The sequence below is a fragment of the Streptomyces sp. AP-93 genome (genome assembly GCF_022808175.1).
In the GTDB taxonomy this organism is placed as follows: domain Bacteria; phylum Actinomycetota; class Actinomycetes; order Streptomycetales; family Streptomycetaceae; genus Streptomyces.
Genome location: NZ_JALGBX010000002.1, coordinates 419263 through 435719, shown reverse-complemented (window position 1 = coordinate 435719; position 16457 = coordinate 419263). Strand labels below are relative to the sequence as shown.

Genomic DNA, 16457 nt, shown 5'->3' with positions numbered 1-16457 from the left:
CGGTCAGCCGGTCAGTCGGTGACGAGGTCGTCCGGGGCGGAGCGGGCGATCTCGGCCAGGGTGTCCAGGGCCTGGGTGAGGACGTCGGCGTGCGGGGAGGCGAGCCCCAGACGGATCGCGTTGGGGGCGTTGTTGCGGCCGACGGCGAACGCGGCGGCGGGAGCCACTCCGATGCCGTGGCGCGCGGCGGCCGCGACGAAGGTGTCCGCGCGCCACGGGCGGGGCAGCTGCCACCAGCAGTGGAACGAGCACGGGTCGCTCTGCACCTCGAAACCGGCGAGATGGCGGGCCGCGAGCTCCTGCCGTACGGCGGCTTCCCGCTGCTTGGCCTTGACGAGCGCCTGCACGGCGCCGTCCTGCTGCCAGCGGTGGGCGGACTCCAGGGCGAACCGCATGGGGGTCCAGCCGCCCGAGCGCAGCGACGTACCGAGGTCGCCCGTCAGGGAGCCGGGGGCCACCACGAACCCGAGGGTCAGCCCGGGCGCGATGCGCTTGGACAGGCTGTCGACGAGAACGGTGCCCTCGGGGGCCAGCGCGGCGAGCGGGGGCAGTTCGTCGCGGAGGAAGGCCCAGACGGTGTCCTCGATCGCGGGGATCCCCAGCCGCAGCAGTACCTCGGCCAGCCGGGCCACGCGCTCCGGGGGCATGGTGAGCGAGAGCGGGTTGTGCAGAGTGGGCTGTACGTACACGGCATTCAGCGGCCCGTTGCGGTGGGCCTCCTCGACGGCCTCGGGGATCAGCCCGGAACCGTCCATGGCCAGCGGCACGAGAGTGATGCCGAGCCGGGCCGCGACGGCCTTGACGATGGGATAGGTCAGCGCCTCGACCCCGAGCCGGCCGCCCGGCGGCACCAGGGCGGTGATGACGGCCGCGATGGCCTGGCGGCCGTTGCCGGCGAAGAGCACCCGCTCCGGTTCGGGGCGCCAGCCGCCGCGGGCCAGCAGGTCGGCGGCCGACTCCCGGAAGGCCGGGAGGCCGGCGGCGCCGATCGGCCGCAGCGCGTCCCCGAGGACGTCGGGCCGCATCAGCCCGGCGAGGCCCTCGGCCAGCAGCGCCGTCTGCTCGGGCACCACCGGGTAATTGAGTTCCAGGTCGATCCGGCTGCCGGCGGGTTCGGTGAGTGCGGGGGCGGCGGGGACGTGGGACGACTCCGCGCGGACGAAGGTGCCACGGCCCACTTCGCCGAGCGTGAGGCCCCGGCGGGCGAGCTCGCGGTAGACGCGGGCGGCGGTGGAGCCGGCGATGCCGTACTGCTGGGCGAACTCGCGCTGCGGGGGCAGTTGGTCGCCAGGCCGGAGGATTCCGGTCCGGATCTGGTCGGCCACCGCGTCGGCGACGCTCCGGTAGTCCTTCACGGCGCATTCCCCTCATTGGATTGCGCCCGATCCAATCACAGAATTGCACCGAGTGCAATATTGAGGATTGCCTCGGTGTGCTCGGAGCAATATGATCCGAGCATTGCTCCGAGCCTGGTCGGAGAACACGGCATCGAATGAGGGTTTCCATGGTTGAACTGAGCGGGGTTCTCGGCGTGATGGTGGTGGCTCTCGGGATGGTGCTCACCCCCGGCCCGAACATGATCTATCTCGTCTCGCGCAGCATCACGCAGGGCAAGCGCGCCGGGGTCACCTCCCTCGGCGGCGTGGCCCTGGGCTTCATGGTGTACCTGCTGGCCGCGAACCTGGGTCTGTCCGTCGTCTTCATCGCCGTACCCGAGCTGTACTTCGCCGTGAAGCTGGCGGGCGCGGCCTACCTCGCCTACCTCGCCTGGAACGCGCTCAAGCCGGGCGGCCTCTCCGTCTTCTCCCCGCAGGAGGTCCCGCACGACTCCCCGCGCAAACTGTTCACGATGGGCCTGATGACGAACCTGCTCAACCCGAAGATCGCCATCATGTACCTCTCGCTCATCCCCCAGTTCATCGACCTGGACAAGGGTCACGTCCTTCTGCAGGGCATCGTGCTCGGCTCGATCCAGATCGTGGTCAGCGTCGCGGTCAACCTCGGCATCGTCCTGGCGGCCGGCACCATCGCCGGCTTCCTGGCCCGCCGCCCGTCCTGGCTCAAGGTGCAGCGCTACATGATGGGTTCGGTCCTCGGCACCCTCGCCTTCACCCTGGCCCTCGACACCTCGGGCCCGGCCTGACCGGGCGGGGCGGTGTGCGGAGCGGGCCCGTAGGCAGAGCAGAGCAGAGCGGGCCGGTCGCGCATGCGCGACCGGCCCGCTCCCGCCGTTCCCCGACCTCAGCTCGGCAGCTCCCGGGCCTTGCGGTACGGCGAGAAGAAGACCAGCAGCCAGCTGACCGACAGCACCGCCGCGCCGGCCCACAGGGCCGAGCGGACGCCCACGGTTTCACCGAGGACGCCGGCCAGGACGGAAGCGATGGCCAGCGAGCCTGTCAGCAGGAACCGGAAGGTGGCGTTCATCCGGCCGAGGAGGTGCGTGGGGGTGGCCTGCTGCCTGAACGTCACCTTGAGCACGTTGTCCGTGCCGACCTTGAAGGTCATCAGCAGGTACGCGCCGCCCGCCGCCCAGAGCATCGGCCCGCGGTCGATGAGCGGGATGACGAACCCGGCAGGGGCGACACACAGGCCGGTGACCCACATGGCACGCCCCTCGCCCAGCCGGCGGCTGATGGCACGGGCCGAGACCGAGCCGATGAAGACCCCCGCGCCGGCCATGGCGAGGAACAGGCCCAGCGCGTACTCCGGCAGCCCCAACTCCCGTACGAAGAGCACCGGCAGCACGGTCACGATCATCTGGAGGGCCAGGTTGGTGAGCGCACCTTCCAGCGCCAGCGGGCGCAGCAGCGGGTGGCCCAGGACGAACCGGGTCCCCTCCAGGATCTCCCGTCCCAGGTGGGTGTCCGGACGTCGCACGGGGCGCGGCTCGGGGGTGCGCACCCCCAGCAGGCAGACCGCCGACCACAGGAAGGTGACGGCGTTCACGGCGAGGGCGAGGGGGGCCGTGAGGAGCTGCACCAGGTAACCGCCGACGCTGCGTCCTGACACCTGGTTGACCGCCTGCATGGCCACCAGCTTGGCGTTGGCCTCGGCCAGCTGGTCCCGCCCCACCACGTGCGGGAGGTAGCTCTGGTTCGCGACGTCGAAGAAGACCGTCGCGAACCCCGAGACCAGCACCACCACGTACAACTGCCCGATGGTGAGTACGTCCAGCCACCAGGCCACCGGCACCGACCCGAACATCGCCGCCCGGACGAGGTCCGCCGTGATCTGCAGCCGCCGCTTGCGCATCCGGTCCGTCCAGGCACCGGCGGGAAGTCCGATCAGCAGAAACGCGACCGTGCCCAGCGCGGCCAGTGCGCCCACTTGGCCGGGCGAGGCGTCGAGCACCGTCACGGCGAGCAGCGGGACCGCGAGATAGCTGATCTGCGTGCCCAGGACGCTCACCGCGGATGCGGCGAAGACGTAGCGGAAGGGCTTGAGGCGGAAGACCGAAGGGGCGGACACGACGGGTGCGTCCTGCCTCGTGCCTTCCTCGCCGGGGGCGGTGGTGGTCATGGCGAAGGTCCTTCAGCTGGTCCGGGGGGTGGGGGGAGGTGGCGGGAAGGGGCGACTCACACGGTGAGGAAGTGGATCTTCTGCTCCGCCTCGAGGCAGCGGGCCTCCGCGTCGGCCGCGTCCCGGCCGCTCGACAGGACGTAGCCCGAGCTGCAGTCGGCGAGGGTGTTCAGCGGCGGCACCACGTCGCCGGGGTTCTTCGCGACGACGGCCCCCGTCTCCAGGGCGCTGATCTCGGCCAGCAGCGGAAGGTAGACCCCTTCCAGCTCTCCCGGGGCCAGTCGCGTGACCACCGCCGGGTTGTCCTCGTCCACCACGACCTCCCGGATCTCCCCGGGCGCGGGGGTGAAGAAGCGGATGGCCGCCCCGCCCACCGGCTCCGGGCAGCTCGCGGGCAGCTCCTCGATGCCGAGCGGCACGGTCAGCATCATCCGGGCCAGGTCGGTTCCGAAGGCGCGCCGCACCAGCTCCGGCAGGGCGTGCCCGCCGAGGCGTGCGTGGGACTCCAGGACCCGCGGGCCCTTGGGGGTCAGCACGAACTCGCTGTGCGAGGGCCCTTCGGTCAGACCCACGGCGTCGAGCAGTCCTACGGTCAGCTCGCGCAGCTCCCCCATGTACGGCTCCGCGATCCGGCTCGGCGTGGACACGGCCCACTCCACGTGCCGTTCGTTCACCTGGTACTCGGAGCAGCCGATGGGCACGTGCCGGCCCTCGTGCGAGAAGGAGTCCACGGAGACCACCGGTCCGTCCAGGTATTCCTCGGCGAGCGCGGAAGTCAGCCCGTCGGCGGCCATCACCGCCCAGGCCGCCAGGACTTCGGCCTCGCCGTCGGCCCGGTGGATGTGGCGGCTGGCCGCCCCGTCCACCGGCTTGAGGACGATCGGACCGTCCAGCTCACGCTGGAAGGCCACGGCCCGCTCCGCGTCCCGCACCACCTCGTACCGCACCGGACTGAGCCCGTGCCGCTCCAGGGCCTGCCGCGTCAGGGCCTTGTCCTTGAGGGTGCGGGCCGTCGCCTCGCTCACGCCGGTCAGACCGAGCGCGTCCACCACATGGCCCACGCTGATGCCGGCGGGCTCGGAGGTGGTGATCACCCGGTCGAAGGGCCGTTCCTCGTGCAGGGGCAGCAGGACGTCCAGGACCGCCGGGCCGTCGGTGATCGGGGCGTGCACGATGAGCTCGCAGTGCTGCGCGATGGACGGCTCGTACATGCCCTCCTCGTGGACGAGCACCACGTCGATGCCCAGTTCCTTGGCTCCGGCGATGGGCGCGGGTCGGCCGCCGACCCAGGCCACACGGAATTTCCCGGTCACAGTGTCCTCAGTTCTCGTGTCTCGTGTCTCGTGCGGAACTCGTGCGAAATGAAGGAGGGTCGCGCGGACGGTTCAGGAGAGACCGAGGGTTTCCGCCATGATCCGGGCGACCAGGTCGTAGCCGTGGTCGGTGTAGTGGGCCCGGTCCACGTAGACCCAGTCCTGCTGCGTGACGGCGGCGGCCACCACGGGGTTCAGGTCGAAGAAGCGGATGCCGAGCTTCTCGCAGCCGACGCTCAGCTTCTCCGCGAAGGCACGGGCCACGGCCGGGGTGGAGATGTCCCCGTAGAGGGCCTCCCAGGTACCGAGCTTGGAGATGCGGTCGATCTCGTCGAAGAGCAGCTGCTCCTGGGGGGAGTGCTGCTCGCGCATCCACAGGGCCATCGGCTGGAGCACGTACGTGAGCCGCGCCTCGGGCGCCAGCAGCCGCCAGGTCTCCAGGTGGCGCAGGGTCAGCTCGGCGGCGGCGTCGATGACCTGGGAGACGTCGCGGCGGACGTCGTCGTGGGTGGAGATGGTGGCGCGGCGCGGGGCGGAGCGGAAGCCCATGCGCTTGTTCGCCTTGCGGTTCTCCGCCCGCAGCTCCTCCATCTTCTCGAAGTACTCGCCGCAGAACCAGAAGGCGCCGTGGTCGCCCTGCTGCCACTCGGGGAGCCGGCCGACGGTCAGGTCGTTGAGTCCGGAGAAGACGACGACCTCGTCGATCTCCGGGAGGAGGTGCCGGTGGAGCGTGAACAGGAGCATTTCCTGCGTGGAGTTGTAGCAGCGGCCGCCGAAGTTCAGCCACGGCGCGGACGGCGCGTGCTCGGTCCACAGCCGCGAGGCCAGGGTGTGCGCGTCGCTCGTGGCGCCTATGCCCATGACGGTGGAGCTGCCGGAGATGATGCGCACCGGACCGCTCGTGGGGATGTTCCCGGCCGCGGAGGCCGTCGCGCCGTCCGGGCCGTGGGAGATGCGGAAGCCGGCCCGGTCGGTGTTGATGACGTCGGAGCGGTAGTCGGCCCGGTGGAAGTACATGAGGTACGGCAGGTAGCGAGCCTCGCCCCGGTCGTCGAAGCGTCCGTACTCCTGGGACTGGGGGGTCAGTTCGTCACGATGCAGTGCCATGGGGAGAGGTCCTTGTTCGGGGGCGTACGAAGGGTGCGTACGAAGGGAAGGAGGGGGGAGCGGACGGGAGGGGCCGGATCCCACGCGGTGACGCGGTGAGGCGGTCAGCGGTCCAGTCCGCAGGGCACCTGGAGGGGCTGTGCCTCCGCGGGCTCGGGTACGCATTCCAGGGAGACGCGGGAGGCCGTGGCGATGATCGCCTCGCGCACTTCCCGCGTGCTGCCGCCGCGGAAGCGGAACCGGGCGCCCACGTGCTCGTAGCCGCCCACCTTCGGCAGTACCTGTCCGGGCTGCGGTACGACCTGCGCGTACGCGAAGGCCCCGTCGGCATCCGGAATCCGGGCGGCGACGATCCTGCAGGGCGCGGGGACCGGCGAGGGCACCAGGAGCCAGCCGCCGAACCTCCCGTCGGGAAGTTCGGGCAGGACCGGGTCGTTGCCCAGCTGGATGGCGGCCGCGGCCGCCATCAGGTCGACTCCGTGCACTTCGCGCCAGATGAAGGGGATCTCGGCCCCGCCGACCCGCCAGCCCGCTTCCAGGAAGGTCACCCGTACCGACCCGTCCTCCTCGGTGCCGACGAACACCTCCAGGTGGAAGACCCAGGGGTGGCGGCCGCCGAGGGCCTTGGCGGCGGCGGCGGTGAAGGCGCCGATCGGCTCCAGCAGGGCCGGGTCGTCCTCCTCCACGGAACCGAGGGCCGCGCCCGTGGTGAATTCCGCGCAGGTGTTGACGTACCGGGAGGCCCGCCACGGACCCAGCGCGGTCCCGGTCCACAAGCCGTCCACGTGGTAGATGGCGTCGCCGCAGAACGTCTGGACGATCCTGTCCTCCGGCTCCTGGGCGTCCAGCACCACCAGGTCGTCCGGGGACCGGAGCGTGAGCACTCCGCGGCTGGCGGTGCCGCGCCGGGGCTTGACCACCAGAGGCCAGCCGTGGTCCTGGGCGAACCCCTTGACCGCCGCGGCGTCCGGGGCGTCGGCGAAGGCCGGGGTGCGCAGCCCCGCCGCGGCGACCGCCTCCGTCATGATCAGCTTGTCGCGGAAGCGTGCCAGGCCCGTCATGTCCTGCCCCGGGCAGCCGAGCTGCGCGCGCAGCTGGGCCGCCGTCTCCAGGTCGCCCTCGTTCAGCGCGACGACCAGGTCCGGGGTGCCGAACCTGACGGTCAGGGTGTCCGCCGCCCGCCGTACCTCGCGCAGGTCGTCGGTGGCCCGCACCGTGACGGTGCCGGCCGCGGAGACGGGAACCGACGCGCGGCCCAGGCCGGTCGTCACGTAGGTGACGCGGTGGGCACGGTGGTCGATGTAGTCCTCGTACCGGGCGTAGTGGTCACGCCAGCGGTGGATGACGAGGATGTGGGGAAGGGGAGCGGTCATCACGCTTCCGATGTCTGGGGCCTTCAGCAGGCGACGGCGAGTGGTGCGGGGACGGCTCCGGTGGCCGGGGTCCGGGGACCCGGCCACCGGAGGGCTGGTGAGGCCGGTCAGGCGGTGCGGAAGCGGATGCGCTCGTTGACCGCGTCGCACTTGGCCACGGCGTCGTCGGCGTCGGTGCCGGAGGCGATCACGTAGCCCGAGACGCAGTCGATGACCGTGAGCAGCGGAGGAACCTCCTCGCCGGGGTTCTTCGCGATGAAGGCCGCGACCTCCTTGTCCGCGAACTCGTCCAGGTGCGGCAGGAACACCTGCGGCACCTCGCCCTCCGGCTGACGCCGCAGTTCGATGTCGAGGTCCTCGTCCAGCTCGATGGCGGAGATGGTCCCCGGTTCCGGAGTGAAGAAGCGCACCGCGGCGCCCCCGATGGGCTCCGGGGAGGTCTCCGGCAGGGTGTCGATGCCCAGGGGCACCGTGAGGAACCAGCGGTTGAGGTCGCAGCCGAACGCGCGGCGGACCAGCTCGGGGGCACCGCTGCCGGCCAGCCGGGCGTGCGACTCCAGCACCCGCGGGCCCTTGGGGGTCAGCACGAACTCGCTGTGCGAGGGACCCTCGGTGAGGCCCACGGCGTCCAGCAGTCCGACCGTGAGCTCGCGCAGCGCGGCGAGGTGCGGGACGGCGACCCGGCTGGGGGTGGACACCTCCCACTCCACGAAGCGCTCGTTCATCCGGTACTCGGAGTAGCCGATGGGCACGTGGCGGCCTTCGAAGGAGAACGAGTCCACGGAGACCACGGGGCCCTCCAGGAACTCCTCCGCGATGACCGTGGTGATCCCGGCCTCGGCCAGCCGGTCCCAGGCCGCGGCCGCCTCTTCGGGCGTCGAGGCGGGGTGGATGTGCAGGCTGGCCACACCGTCGGTGGGCTTGAGCACGATGGGCTCGCCCACCTCGGCCGCGAACGCGGCCGCCTCCTCGGCGGACTGCACCGAGCGGTAGCGGACCGGGCTCAGCCCGTGCTTGTCGAGGAGCTCGCGGGTGAGCACCTTGTCCTTGAGCGCGCGGGCCGTGGCCTCCGTCACCCCGGGCAGGCCCAGGGCGTCGACCACGTAGCCGGTGGACTCGGCGGCGAACTCGGTGGTGGTGATCACCCGGTCGAAGGGGCGCTCCTCGTGCAGCGGCCTCAGGACCGCCAGGATCGCGGGACCATCGGTGATCGGCGCGTGCACGATGCGCTCGCAGTGCGCACCGACGGCCGGGTCGTAGGCGCCTTCCTCGTGGACGAGCACCACATCGATGCCCAGTTCCTTCGCGCCCGTCACAGGTGCCGGACGACCGCCGACGACGGCTATGCGGAACATCTCTTGTTACTCCTTAACGTCCGAGCCGCGGCGCGGACTTGTGTGTCCAGGGGGGGCGGCTGCGTCTCAGCTGGCGTAGCAGCGGCGCAGCCAGCGGGCGGTGGAGGCGAGGGCGGGGGTGAAGGCGCGCCGCCGGTGGACCACCCGGTAGTTGTCGAAGACGAGGAAGTCGCCGGGATCCAGGGTGATGGCCGAACCGCGTACCTGCCCCAGTGCCTGGTGCAGGGAGCGGAGGTGCTGCTCGGCCTCCGCGGAGATGCCGCGGGTGGTTCCCGCGTCATAGCGCACGCGGTGGCGCCCGGTGGCGTCCCGCTCGAGCAGCGGGGCCTCGTCCAGTAGCTCGGGAGACTCGGGGAAGTCGTTGGAGTCCGGGGCACCGACCACGAAACCGCGCCCCTCCAGCGCGCGCAGCACGGCCGGGTCCAGCAGCCGCACCATTTCTTCCGCGGCCGCTATCTCCGTCGGTACGCGTTCCTCGTTGCGGGCCGTGTAGAACGTCAGGTACTGGGGGACGTAGCCCCGCGGGTCCATGCCCGGCTCCCCGAAGGGCAGGTGCGGGTTGTCCGTGTGCCAGAAGAACTCGGAGTCCGCGCCCCAGGAGCTGGTCGTTCCCGAAGCGGCCGGATTGGGGACGACGTTGCGCATGAGCCGCCCCAGGTTCTCGTAGTTCACCGCGTACGGGGTCATCCCGAGCAACTGGATGAGCCCGAAGTGGACGGCGTTGACGAGGGACAGGGCGGGTTCGTCCCCGTACCCGCTCACCGGGGTGGCGGGAAGGTCCTGTCGGGGGAGGTTGCTCAGCGTCAGCGCGTGTGCACGGCTGACCCGGAAGGACTCCAGGGCGTCCAGGATCTGTCCCGGCAGGTGCTGCCGGAGGACGTACGCTCCTATGGAGGACAGGATGGCCTGGTTGTCGTCCGAGTCGAGGACGGAGGAATGCGTCCGCGCCCCGATCTCTTTGCCCAGGACGTCCCGGGTTCCGTCATCGAGTCGGAAGCGGGTGATCCGGAGGGCGTCCGATGCCGACTCCTCGGTAGGAGGATGAATCATGTTCTCTTTCCGCTCGGGTCGTAGTCGGTGTCGACGCGCTCACCTACGGACCGGAGCGACCGTCCAGTAGGACTCGGCGTCCCGTTGGATACGGCGCTGCATCGGGTCGCGCAGCAGGCGCTGAACGGCACCGACCGGGGTGACGATCAGGTAGTAGGCAAGGAAGAGCAGCGGTTTCTTCATGGATCCGTCTCTCGTGGGGTACGCCGCGGATCGGCGTCGGGAGCTGTGGTGAAGGACCGCCGGGTCAGTCGAGGGGGATGTCCTCGCGCCAGTCGCCGGCCTCCTGCCACTGCGGCTGATCGGCCTTGCTCAGCAGGAACGACCCCATGGCCAGGTAGTCGATGTTGGTGCGCATGAAGCAGGTGTAGGCATCGGCCGGGCTGCTGACGATCGGCTCGCCCCGCACGTTGAAGGACGTGTTGACCAGCACCGCGCAGCCGGTGGCCGCCTTGAAGGCCGTCAGCAGTCGGTGGTAGGGCTCGTTGTTGTGGGCCGACACCGTCTGGACCCGGGCCGAGCAGTCCACGTGGGTGACCGCCGGGATGGTGGAGCGCGGCACCTTCAGGAGGTCCAGGCCGGACGCTCCGTCCAGCTGCGCGTCGGCGTCCGGGATGCGCAGGGCCTGCGCCACGGGCGCGACCACCAGCATGTACGGGCTCTCCTGCTCCAGGTCGAAGTAGTCCTTGACGTCGGTGTCCAGGACGGAGGGCGCGAAGGGGCGGAAGGACTCCCGGAACTTGATCTTCAGGTTCATCGCGGACTGCATCTTCGGTGACCTCGGGTCCCCGAGGATCGACCGAGCTCCCAACGCCCGGGGCCCGAACTCCATGCGACCCTGGAACCAGCCGACGATCTTCTCGTCGCCCAGCACCTCGGCGACGCTCTCGGCCAGCTTCTCCGGGGTGAGGCGCTGATGGGGGATCCCCTCGCGCTCCAGGTACGCCGCGATCTCCTCGTCGTCGTACCCCGGGCCGAGCAGCGAACCGCTCATGCCGTCCCGGCCGCCGCCCAAGTGGGCTCGCTCCGCGCCGGATTCGTGGGCCACGGCCAGTGCGGCACCCAGGGCCCCTCCCGCGTCACCCGCGGCCGGCTGGATCCACACCTCGTCGAAGATGCCCTCCTGGATGATCTTGCCGTTGGCCACGCAGTTGAGCGCCACACCGCCGGCCAGGCACAGCCGGGACTCGTTCGTGCGCTCGCGGGCCGTGCGGGCCAGCTTGATCACCACGTCCTCGGTGACCTTCTGCACCGAGGCGGCGAGGTCGAACTCCCTCTCGGTCAGCGGGCCTTCGGCGTCGCGGCGCGGACCGCCGAAGAGCTTCTCGAAGCCCCGGCCGGTCATGACCTCGCCGCGCAGGTACTCGAAGTAGCGCATGTCGAGGCGGAAGGAGCCGTCGGGCTTGATGTCGATCAGCCGTTCCCGTATGACCTGCTCGTAGCGGGGCACTCCGTAGGGTGCGAGCCCCATGAGCTTGTACTCGCCGGAGTCCACCTTGAACCCGCAGAAGTAGGTGAAGGCCGAGTACAGCAGGCCGAGCGAGTGCGGGAAGCGGATCTCGGCCAGGGAGTCCAGCCGGTTGCCCTGCCCGTGCCACAGGGTGGTGGTGGCCCATTCGCCGACCCCGTCGATGCACAGCACGGCGGCCGACTCGTACGGACTGGGGAAGAAGGCCGAGGCCGCGTGCGACTCGTGGTGCTGCCGCGCCCGGATCTCCGGTACGCGGCCCAGCCCGAGATCCTCCAGGCGTCGGCGCACCTCGCCGGTGGCGTCGCGCTTCCACTCCTGCCACTCCGGCATCGTCCGGGCGAAGGAGGAGTAGGCGCGGGGGGCGGCCGCCGTGAAGGTGGAGAGCACCCGCCGGTACTTCAGGGCCGGGTCCTCGTAGTACGCGACGGCGGAGACGTCGTCGAGGGTCGCGCCGGCCTCTTCGAGGCAGTAGGCGATCGCCCGGGCGGGGAAGTCGGAGTCGTGACGGCGGCGGCTGAATCGTTCCTCTTGTGCCGCCGCCACGGGGACCCCGTCCGCGACCAGGGCCGCGGCGCTGTCGTGGTAGTAGGCGGAGAGGCCCAGAACCAGATCGGTCATACGGAAAAGCTCCTTAGCGCATGAAGCGTCTGTCGGGGGCGGAGGCGCTCTGGGCGCGCCGCTGTGCCTGCCGGGCGCGGAATCCGGAGGGCGGCGTGAGGGACCGGAATCCCGTGCGCACGCGGGCCCACACCTCCGGCGCCAATGTGGCCGGCACGGTGGACATCAGGGTGTCCACGGCGTCTGCGGCCCAGGCGGAATGACCGGTGGAGACGTTGTCGATGGTGTTGTGGATGTCCACGAAGCGGGTGCTGAACCGGTGCGTCTTGAGGGCGATCCGGGCCCTGCGGTACGAGCCGCCCACCCCGGACAGCTCCATCGCCAGGTTCAGGCCCAGGACCTCGGGCAGGAAGGTGCGCGGGAACCGGCCGATGGCGAGCCAGTAGACGGGCAGTTCGAAGGAGGAGTCCTGGAAGCCGGACCACTGGGCGAACTCCCTGGACCCGGAGGGCGGCACGTCCACGTCCATCTCCGCCAGCACCTGCCGGTAGATGAGGGGGTGGTTCAGGTGCGGCTCGCCGTTGCCGAGCTCGTCCCAGTACGTCTCGAAGAGCGAGAAGCCGATCTCGGAGGACGCCTCTTCGTAATCGGTGAACCCCTGCAGCCAGGCCCCGTCGATCAGGGTCAGGGGAGCCAACTGTGCGGTGGAGTGGATCAGTTCCTGACGGGACGGTACGGGGACCTCGTGCCCCTCCGCGAACTCCGCCCCGTGCCGGTCGTGCTCGGCGGCGAGCCACGGCCGCAGCCCCTCGGCCGGCCACGCCTCGGGCAGGTGCATCCCGCTGCGCCCGATGCCGAGCCCGGAGCGGGCCAGCCAGCCCCGCACGTACCGCTGCGCCCAGTGGTGCAGGGCCGGGGTGGCGGTGCGCTGCTGGAGCATCCAGTACGCCTCGCGGATGTCTCCCGGGACTCGGCCCTGCTCCTCGGGCTCGGACGCAAGGGACGGCAGGTTGGGCGCGGGCAGGGCCGGTAGGGAACGGCTCGTCCGGGCGGCGTCGTCGTCGCCCGCGCCCTCGGCGGCGTGCTCCCGCGGTGGCAGCGAGTCGATCCAGCGGCTGATGACCTCCAGGTCCTCGGGTGAGAACACCCGGAACATGGGTCCCCGCTCCCCGACCAGACCGCCGACGAGCGAACTCGCCTCGGAACGGCCGGGCTTGACCATCCGGCTGCGGGCCAGGACGCTCAGGAACGGCCCGGCATCGGTCAGGCAGTCGGTGAGCCAGTGGGAGAGCGGCTTGCCCTCCATGGGGAAGTCGTGGTGGTAGACGGCACCCTCGCGGGCCCGCAGCCGCATCAGCTCGGCCATCCCGTGGGCGGGATCGAGGGAGGCCTCAAGGCGGGTGTAGAGGTGTGCGCCCCACGCCTGGAGCGCGCCCAGCGCCCAGCGGAAGCCGTCGGCGACGCGGCCGGCCCGGTCTCCCCCGGTCTCGGCCCCGGCCTCGGCCCCGCTCTCGGCCTCGTCTTCGCCCACGGCGCCCAGGGCGTCGATGGCGGCGAGGGCCTGCTCGGTCGCGGTGGGACCGCCGGGCTCCCTGGCGGTGCTCGGGTCGATCAATTCCCAGGCCGCGTCGTGCGGATGGGCCTGCTTGACCAGGGCGAGTGCGGGCAGCAGTCCCACTGCGCGCAGGCAGAGGTCGGCGCCGAGGATCTCGGGCCGGAAGTCCTCCGGACGGCGCCCGAGGGTCAGCAGCACCGACGGGACGAAGAAGGCGTCCTCCTCGATGCGCTGGTCCTGGGTGAGCCTGGCTGCGGGCACGGCGTACTCCGCCAGCCGCAACCGCCGCAGCAGGGCGAGGTAGGCGGAGCCGCGCGAGGCGTGCGGGTGGCCCGCGCCCACGTCGGAGGCGTACAGGCTGAGCGTGCGCAGGGTCGGCAGGCTCTCGAAGTTGCCGGGGGCGCTGAGCCACTGGAGCCAGGCCCCGGACAGCAGGGCGAGCGGAGCGTTCGACAGCGCCGCCCGCCGCACCAGGGCCTGCCGGTCGCCGGCGGTGGTGGCACGGTCCAGCAGGCCGGTGAAGCGGGTGGTCTCCCGGGCGGCCCACTGGGAAGCGTGGGCACGGAGCTCGTCGAGGCTTTCGAGCAGCCCGCACTCCGGCTCGAACCGGGCCAGTTCGGTGCGGAGTTCGTCCAGGAGCGGGCCGCCCGGCAGCAGGCACTCCGGGTCGGCTGCCCGGGTGTAGACGGCGCGAGCGATCGGTGAGGTGGCGTGCACCTTCTGGATTCCTTTACAGATAATGTCGGCCGGTCGTCCCCGGCGAGTTCCGCGGCTCCGAAAAGACGGTCGGCACTCAGAACATCGGGTAAATGGAGGCGTCGTTCTTCTTCCGGCGCTTGCGCCCGAAGAGCTTTTCCTTAATCGTTCGCCACAAGGACATGACAGAGCTCACCCCCTTTCGATGATTTTCGGCCAGAGCGAAGGTGGCCGCAGGCTTAATGTGACCGGAATCTGGATTGTCAGGCGGGGAAAATGGATCCCCGGTGCGTCTTGTGCTGGGCGGCCTGGGCCACCGGGCGCACCACCAGGCGATCGACGTTCACGTGCTGCGGCAGGGCCACGGTGAGCGCCACGCACTCGGCGACGTCCTCGGCGCGCAGCGGCCGGTCCACACCGGCGTAGACGGCGGCCGCCTTCTCCGCGTCGCCGTGGAACCGGTTGAGGGCGAACTCCTCGGTCTGGACCATCCCGGGGGCGATCTCGACGACCCGGACCGGGGTGCCGCACAGTTCGAGGCGCAGGGTCTCGGTGAGCGCGTGCTCGGCGGCCTTGGCGGCGCTGTATCCGGCGCCACCCTCATAGCTGACGAACGCCGCCGTCGAGGTGATGTTGACGATGGTTCCGCCGTCGGACGAGGCGAGCAGCAAGGGCAGCAGGGTCCGGGTCACGTGGAGGGTGCCCAGCACGTTCACGGAGAACATCCACTGCCAGGACTCTCCGGTGGCCTCGGCCGTCGGCTCGGCGCCCAGCGCCCCGCCTGCGACGTTGACCAGCAGGTCACAGTGGTCCAGAGCCGCGAAGGCGGTGCGCACTGCCGCGGGGTCGGTGATGTCGCAGGCCACTGCCGTGCCACCGGTCTCCTCGGCCAGCCCGGCCAGCCGTTCGGCGCGACGGGCGACCAGGACGACGTGGTAGCCGTCCTTGGCCAGCCGCTGCGCGGTGGCCTTCCCGATTCCGCTGCTGGCACCGGTGACGACCGCTGTGCGGGTCATTGCGTTCCTTCTGAGGGGGTTCGAACCGAGGGGTTCGAAGGGCTGGAAGAGGGTGGGAGGGAGGTGCGGGGCTGCCTAACCCCAGGCGGAGTCGCTGTACGGGGCGATCGCCTTGTGGGAGACGTTGTGGGAGGCCTTGTGCGGGGCCGAGTGGGCTGCATCCGCGGCCACGAGGCCGGAAGCGGAACCGAGCAGGGCGAAAATCAGGGCAGAGATGGCGCCGGTCAACGTCTTATCTTCTTCCACCAGTGAGACGACTTCGGGAATGAGGAAATTCCTCTATGCCCCGAAAAGGTTGCGGCTTCCCTGGGCACCCCTTGAGACTTCCACCCCGGTCGCGCCGTCGACAATGAATAACGGCAAGATCTAGATGCAGTGCAGAAAAATGCAAGGGGACGTTATGTGTATAAGTGCTGATGAAGGGTCATTGAACGGGCACGCGGACATCTGCGACCGTGGCGTGAACGCGTACCGAGACGCGCTCCGAGGTGGTCGCGCGTCGGGTGAAATGCCGTCCTGCATCGTGGAGATGGGACTGATCCGCCCCTCACCGGAGACCGGGCAGTGCGTGGCGGTCCCGCCCGACGTGGCCCTCTTCGGCATCACCCAGCCGATCGAGCGCACGATCCTCGACAACCAGCACCGGCTGGCGGCGATGCGGGTCTCGCTGTCCCGGCTGGAAGGCGTTTACCTGGAGGCCCAGGAAGGCGATGCCCTCGTCCGGCGGCTCATCGGAGCCGATGTCATCAGTACAGCCTTGGAACAGGCCGTCAGCAACTGTGTCAGCGAGCTGCTGACCATGCAGCCCGGCGGCGGACGCGCCCCCGCACTGCTGGCGGAGGCGTTGCCCCGGGACCTCAAGCTCGCCGCCCGGGGAGTGCGCCAGCGCACGCTCTACCAGCACTCGGTCCGCACTCACGGCCCGACGCTGTCCTACGTGGAACAGATCACGGCTGCCGGAGCCGAGGTCCGCACGTCGGAGGAGCTGTTCGAGCGGCTGATCGTGTGTGACCGCACGGTCGCGTTCATCCCCAGCGTCCTCAGCCGGAGCACCGAAGCCCTCGTGGTCCGCCACCCCGGCATCGTGCAGTACCTGGTCAGGTCCTTCTCGCACGAGTGGGCCCGAGCCGAACCGATGCTCATGCACCCCGGCTCCCCCCTGGACATCCTGACCGAGGGGATCCGCCTCTCCGTCTTGCGCCTTCTCGTCACCGGGTTGCCCGACAAGGCCATCGCGAGCCAGCTCGGCATCAGCCTCCGCTCGGTGGCCAACCACGTGAAGAGGACCTCTGAGGTCCTGGGCAGCCGCAGCCGGGTCGAGATGGGCTACCTGCTCGCCGTCCGCGGGATCGTGGAGCCGCCGAGGGGCACGGGGGTCGACGCAAGGCCGGGGGAGGACGTGGTCTGACTCCCGTTCCGGTCCGTCGGCCGACGACGTCGGTGA

General features: G+C 70.6%; 14 protein-coding genes. 2 read left to right on the top strand and 12 right to left on the bottom strand.

Annotated elements, in window-relative coordinates:
* Positions 1 to 11: 11 nt before the first annotated feature.
* Positions 12 to 1355: a PLP-dependent aminotransferase family protein gene (locus MTF69_RS05220; protein ID WP_243331092.1), complete on the bottom strand. Its 1344-nt coding sequence runs from the start codon at positions 1353 to 1355 to the stop codon at positions 12 to 14.
* A 149-nt stretch (positions 1356 to 1504) separates the two neighbouring features.
* Between MTF69_RS05220 and MTF69_RS05215 the strand changes: the two genes are divergently transcribed.
* Positions 1505 to 2143, top strand: a complete 639-nt coding sequence (locus MTF69_RS05215; RefSeq protein ID WP_243331090.1) for a LysE family translocator — start codon at positions 1505 to 1507, stop codon at positions 2141 to 2143.
* Between the two features lie 98 nt (positions 2144 to 2241).
* On the opposite strand, the gene MTF69_RS05210 is transcribed toward MTF69_RS05215, so the two are convergent.
* The 11 genes from MTF69_RS05210 to MTF69_RS05160 all read right to left on the bottom strand — a co-directional run bounded on the left by MTF69_RS05210 (position 2242) and on the right by MTF69_RS05160 (position 15241).
* A complete protein-coding gene (locus MTF69_RS05210) occupies positions 2242 to 3519 on the bottom strand; it encodes an MFS transporter (RefSeq protein ID WP_243331087.1) in 1278 nt (425 codons plus the stop codon).
* A gap of 56 nt (positions 3520 to 3575) precedes the next feature.
* Positions 3576 to 4832: an ATP-grasp domain-containing protein gene (locus tag MTF69_RS05205; RefSeq protein ID WP_243331085.1), complete on the bottom strand. Its 1257-nt coding sequence runs from the start codon at positions 4830 to 4832 to the stop codon at positions 3576 to 3578.
* Between the two features lie 72 nt (positions 4833 to 4904).
* A complete protein-coding gene (locus MTF69_RS05200; RefSeq protein WP_243331084.1) occupies positions 4905 to 5939 on the bottom strand; it encodes an Inducer of phenazine A in 1035 nt (344 codons plus the stop codon).
* Positions 5940 to 6043: 104 nt separating this feature from the next.
* Positions 6044 to 7312 carry an acetyl-CoA carboxylase biotin carboxylase subunit family protein gene (locus MTF69_RS05195; RefSeq protein WP_243331082.1) on the bottom strand — a complete coding sequence of 423 codons (1269 nt, stop codon included), beginning with the start codon at positions 7310 to 7312 and terminating at the stop codon, positions 6044 to 6046.
* A gap of 107 nt (positions 7313 to 7419) precedes the next feature.
* Entirely contained in the window at positions 7420 to 8667 is a 1248-nt protein-coding gene (locus MTF69_RS05190) for an ATP-grasp domain-containing protein (protein ID WP_243331080.1), read from the bottom strand.
* A gap of 66 nt (positions 8668 to 8733) precedes the next feature.
* Positions 8734 to 9717, bottom strand: a complete 984-nt coding sequence (locus MTF69_RS05185) for a TauD/TfdA family dioxygenase (RefSeq protein WP_243331077.1) — start codon at positions 9715 to 9717, stop codon at positions 8734 to 8736.
* Positions 9718 to 9756: 39 nt separating this feature from the next.
* Positions 9757 to 9900, bottom strand: coding sequence for a hypothetical protein (locus MTF69_RS05180; protein ID WP_176710384.1), 144 nt, complete (start codon positions 9898 to 9900; stop codon positions 9757 to 9759).
* Positions 9901 to 9964: 64 nt separating this feature from the next.
* The gene (locus MTF69_RS05175) at positions 9965 to 11806 is read right to left on the bottom strand and encodes a carbamoyltransferase (protein ID WP_243331075.1); all 1842 of its coding nucleotides are present in this window, start codon (positions 11804 to 11806) and stop codon (positions 9965 to 9967) included.
* Between the two features lie 13 nt (positions 11807 to 11819).
* On the bottom strand, positions 11820 to 14018 hold the full coding sequence (locus MTF69_RS05170) for an iron-containing redox enzyme family protein (RefSeq protein ID WP_243331073.1): 2199 nt from the start codon (positions 14016 to 14018) through the stop codon (positions 11820 to 11822).
* A 242-nt stretch (positions 14019 to 14260) separates the two neighbouring features.
* Positions 14261 to 15013: an SDR family oxidoreductase gene (locus tag MTF69_RS05165; RefSeq protein WP_243331071.1), complete on the bottom strand. Its 753-nt coding sequence runs from the start codon at positions 15011 to 15013 to the stop codon at positions 14261 to 14263.
* 75 nt (positions 15014 to 15088) lie between these two features.
* The gene (locus MTF69_RS05160; protein ID WP_243331069.1) at positions 15089 to 15241 is read right to left on the bottom strand and encodes a hypothetical protein; all 153 of its coding nucleotides are present in this window, start codon (positions 15239 to 15241) and stop codon (positions 15089 to 15091) included.
* 301 nt (positions 15242 to 15542) lie between these two features.
* On the opposite strand from MTF69_RS05160, the gene MTF69_RS05155 reads away from it, so the two are divergent.
* Positions 15543 to 16421 carry a LuxR C-terminal-related transcriptional regulator gene (locus MTF69_RS05155; protein ID WP_243331067.1) on the top strand — a complete coding sequence of 293 codons (879 nt, stop codon included), beginning with the start codon at positions 15543 to 15545 and terminating at the stop codon, positions 16419 to 16421.
* The last annotated feature ends 36 nt before the right edge of the window (positions 16422 to 16457 follow it).

What these genes read in the sequence shown, in the direction of transcription:
- MTF69_RS05215 (WP_243331090.1), top strand. Translation starts at nt 1,505, where the DNA reads ATGGTTGAACTGAGCGGGGTTCTCGGCGTGATGGTGGTGGCTCTCGGG.
- MTF69_RS05210 (WP_243331087.1), bottom strand. Translation starts at nt 3,519, where the DNA reads ATGACCACCACCGCCCCCGGCGAGGAAGGCACGAGGCAGGACGCACCC.
- MTF69_RS05200 (WP_243331084.1), bottom strand. Translation starts at nt 5,939, where the DNA reads ATGGCACTGCATCGTGACGAACTGACCCCCCAGTCCCAGGAGTACGGA.
- MTF69_RS05195 (WP_243331082.1), bottom strand. Translation starts at nt 7,312, where the DNA reads ATGACCGCTCCCCTTCCCCACATCCTCGTCATCCACCGCTGGCGTGAC.
- MTF69_RS05190 (WP_243331080.1), bottom strand. Translation starts at nt 8,667, where the DNA reads ATGTTCCGCATAGCCGTCGTCGGCGGTCGTCCGGCACCTGTGACGGGC.
- MTF69_RS05185 (WP_243331077.1), bottom strand. Translation starts at nt 9,717, where the DNA reads ATGATTCATCCTCCTACCGAGGAGTCGGCATCGGACGCCCTCCGGATC.
- MTF69_RS05180 (WP_176710384.1), bottom strand. Translation starts at nt 9,900, where the DNA reads ATGAAGAAACCGCTGCTCTTCCTTGCCTACTACCTGATCGTCACCCCG.
- MTF69_RS05175 (WP_243331075.1), bottom strand. Translation starts at nt 11,806, where the DNA reads ATGACCGATCTGGTTCTGGGCCTCTCCGCCTACTACCACGACAGCGCC.
- MTF69_RS05165 (WP_243331071.1), bottom strand. Translation starts at nt 15,013, where the DNA reads ATGACCCGCACAGCGGTCGTCACCGGTGCCAGCAGCGGAATCGGGAAG.
- MTF69_RS05155 (WP_243331067.1), top strand. Translation starts at nt 15,543, where the DNA reads ATGGGACTGATCCGCCCCTCACCGGAGACCGGGCAGTGCGTGGCGGTC.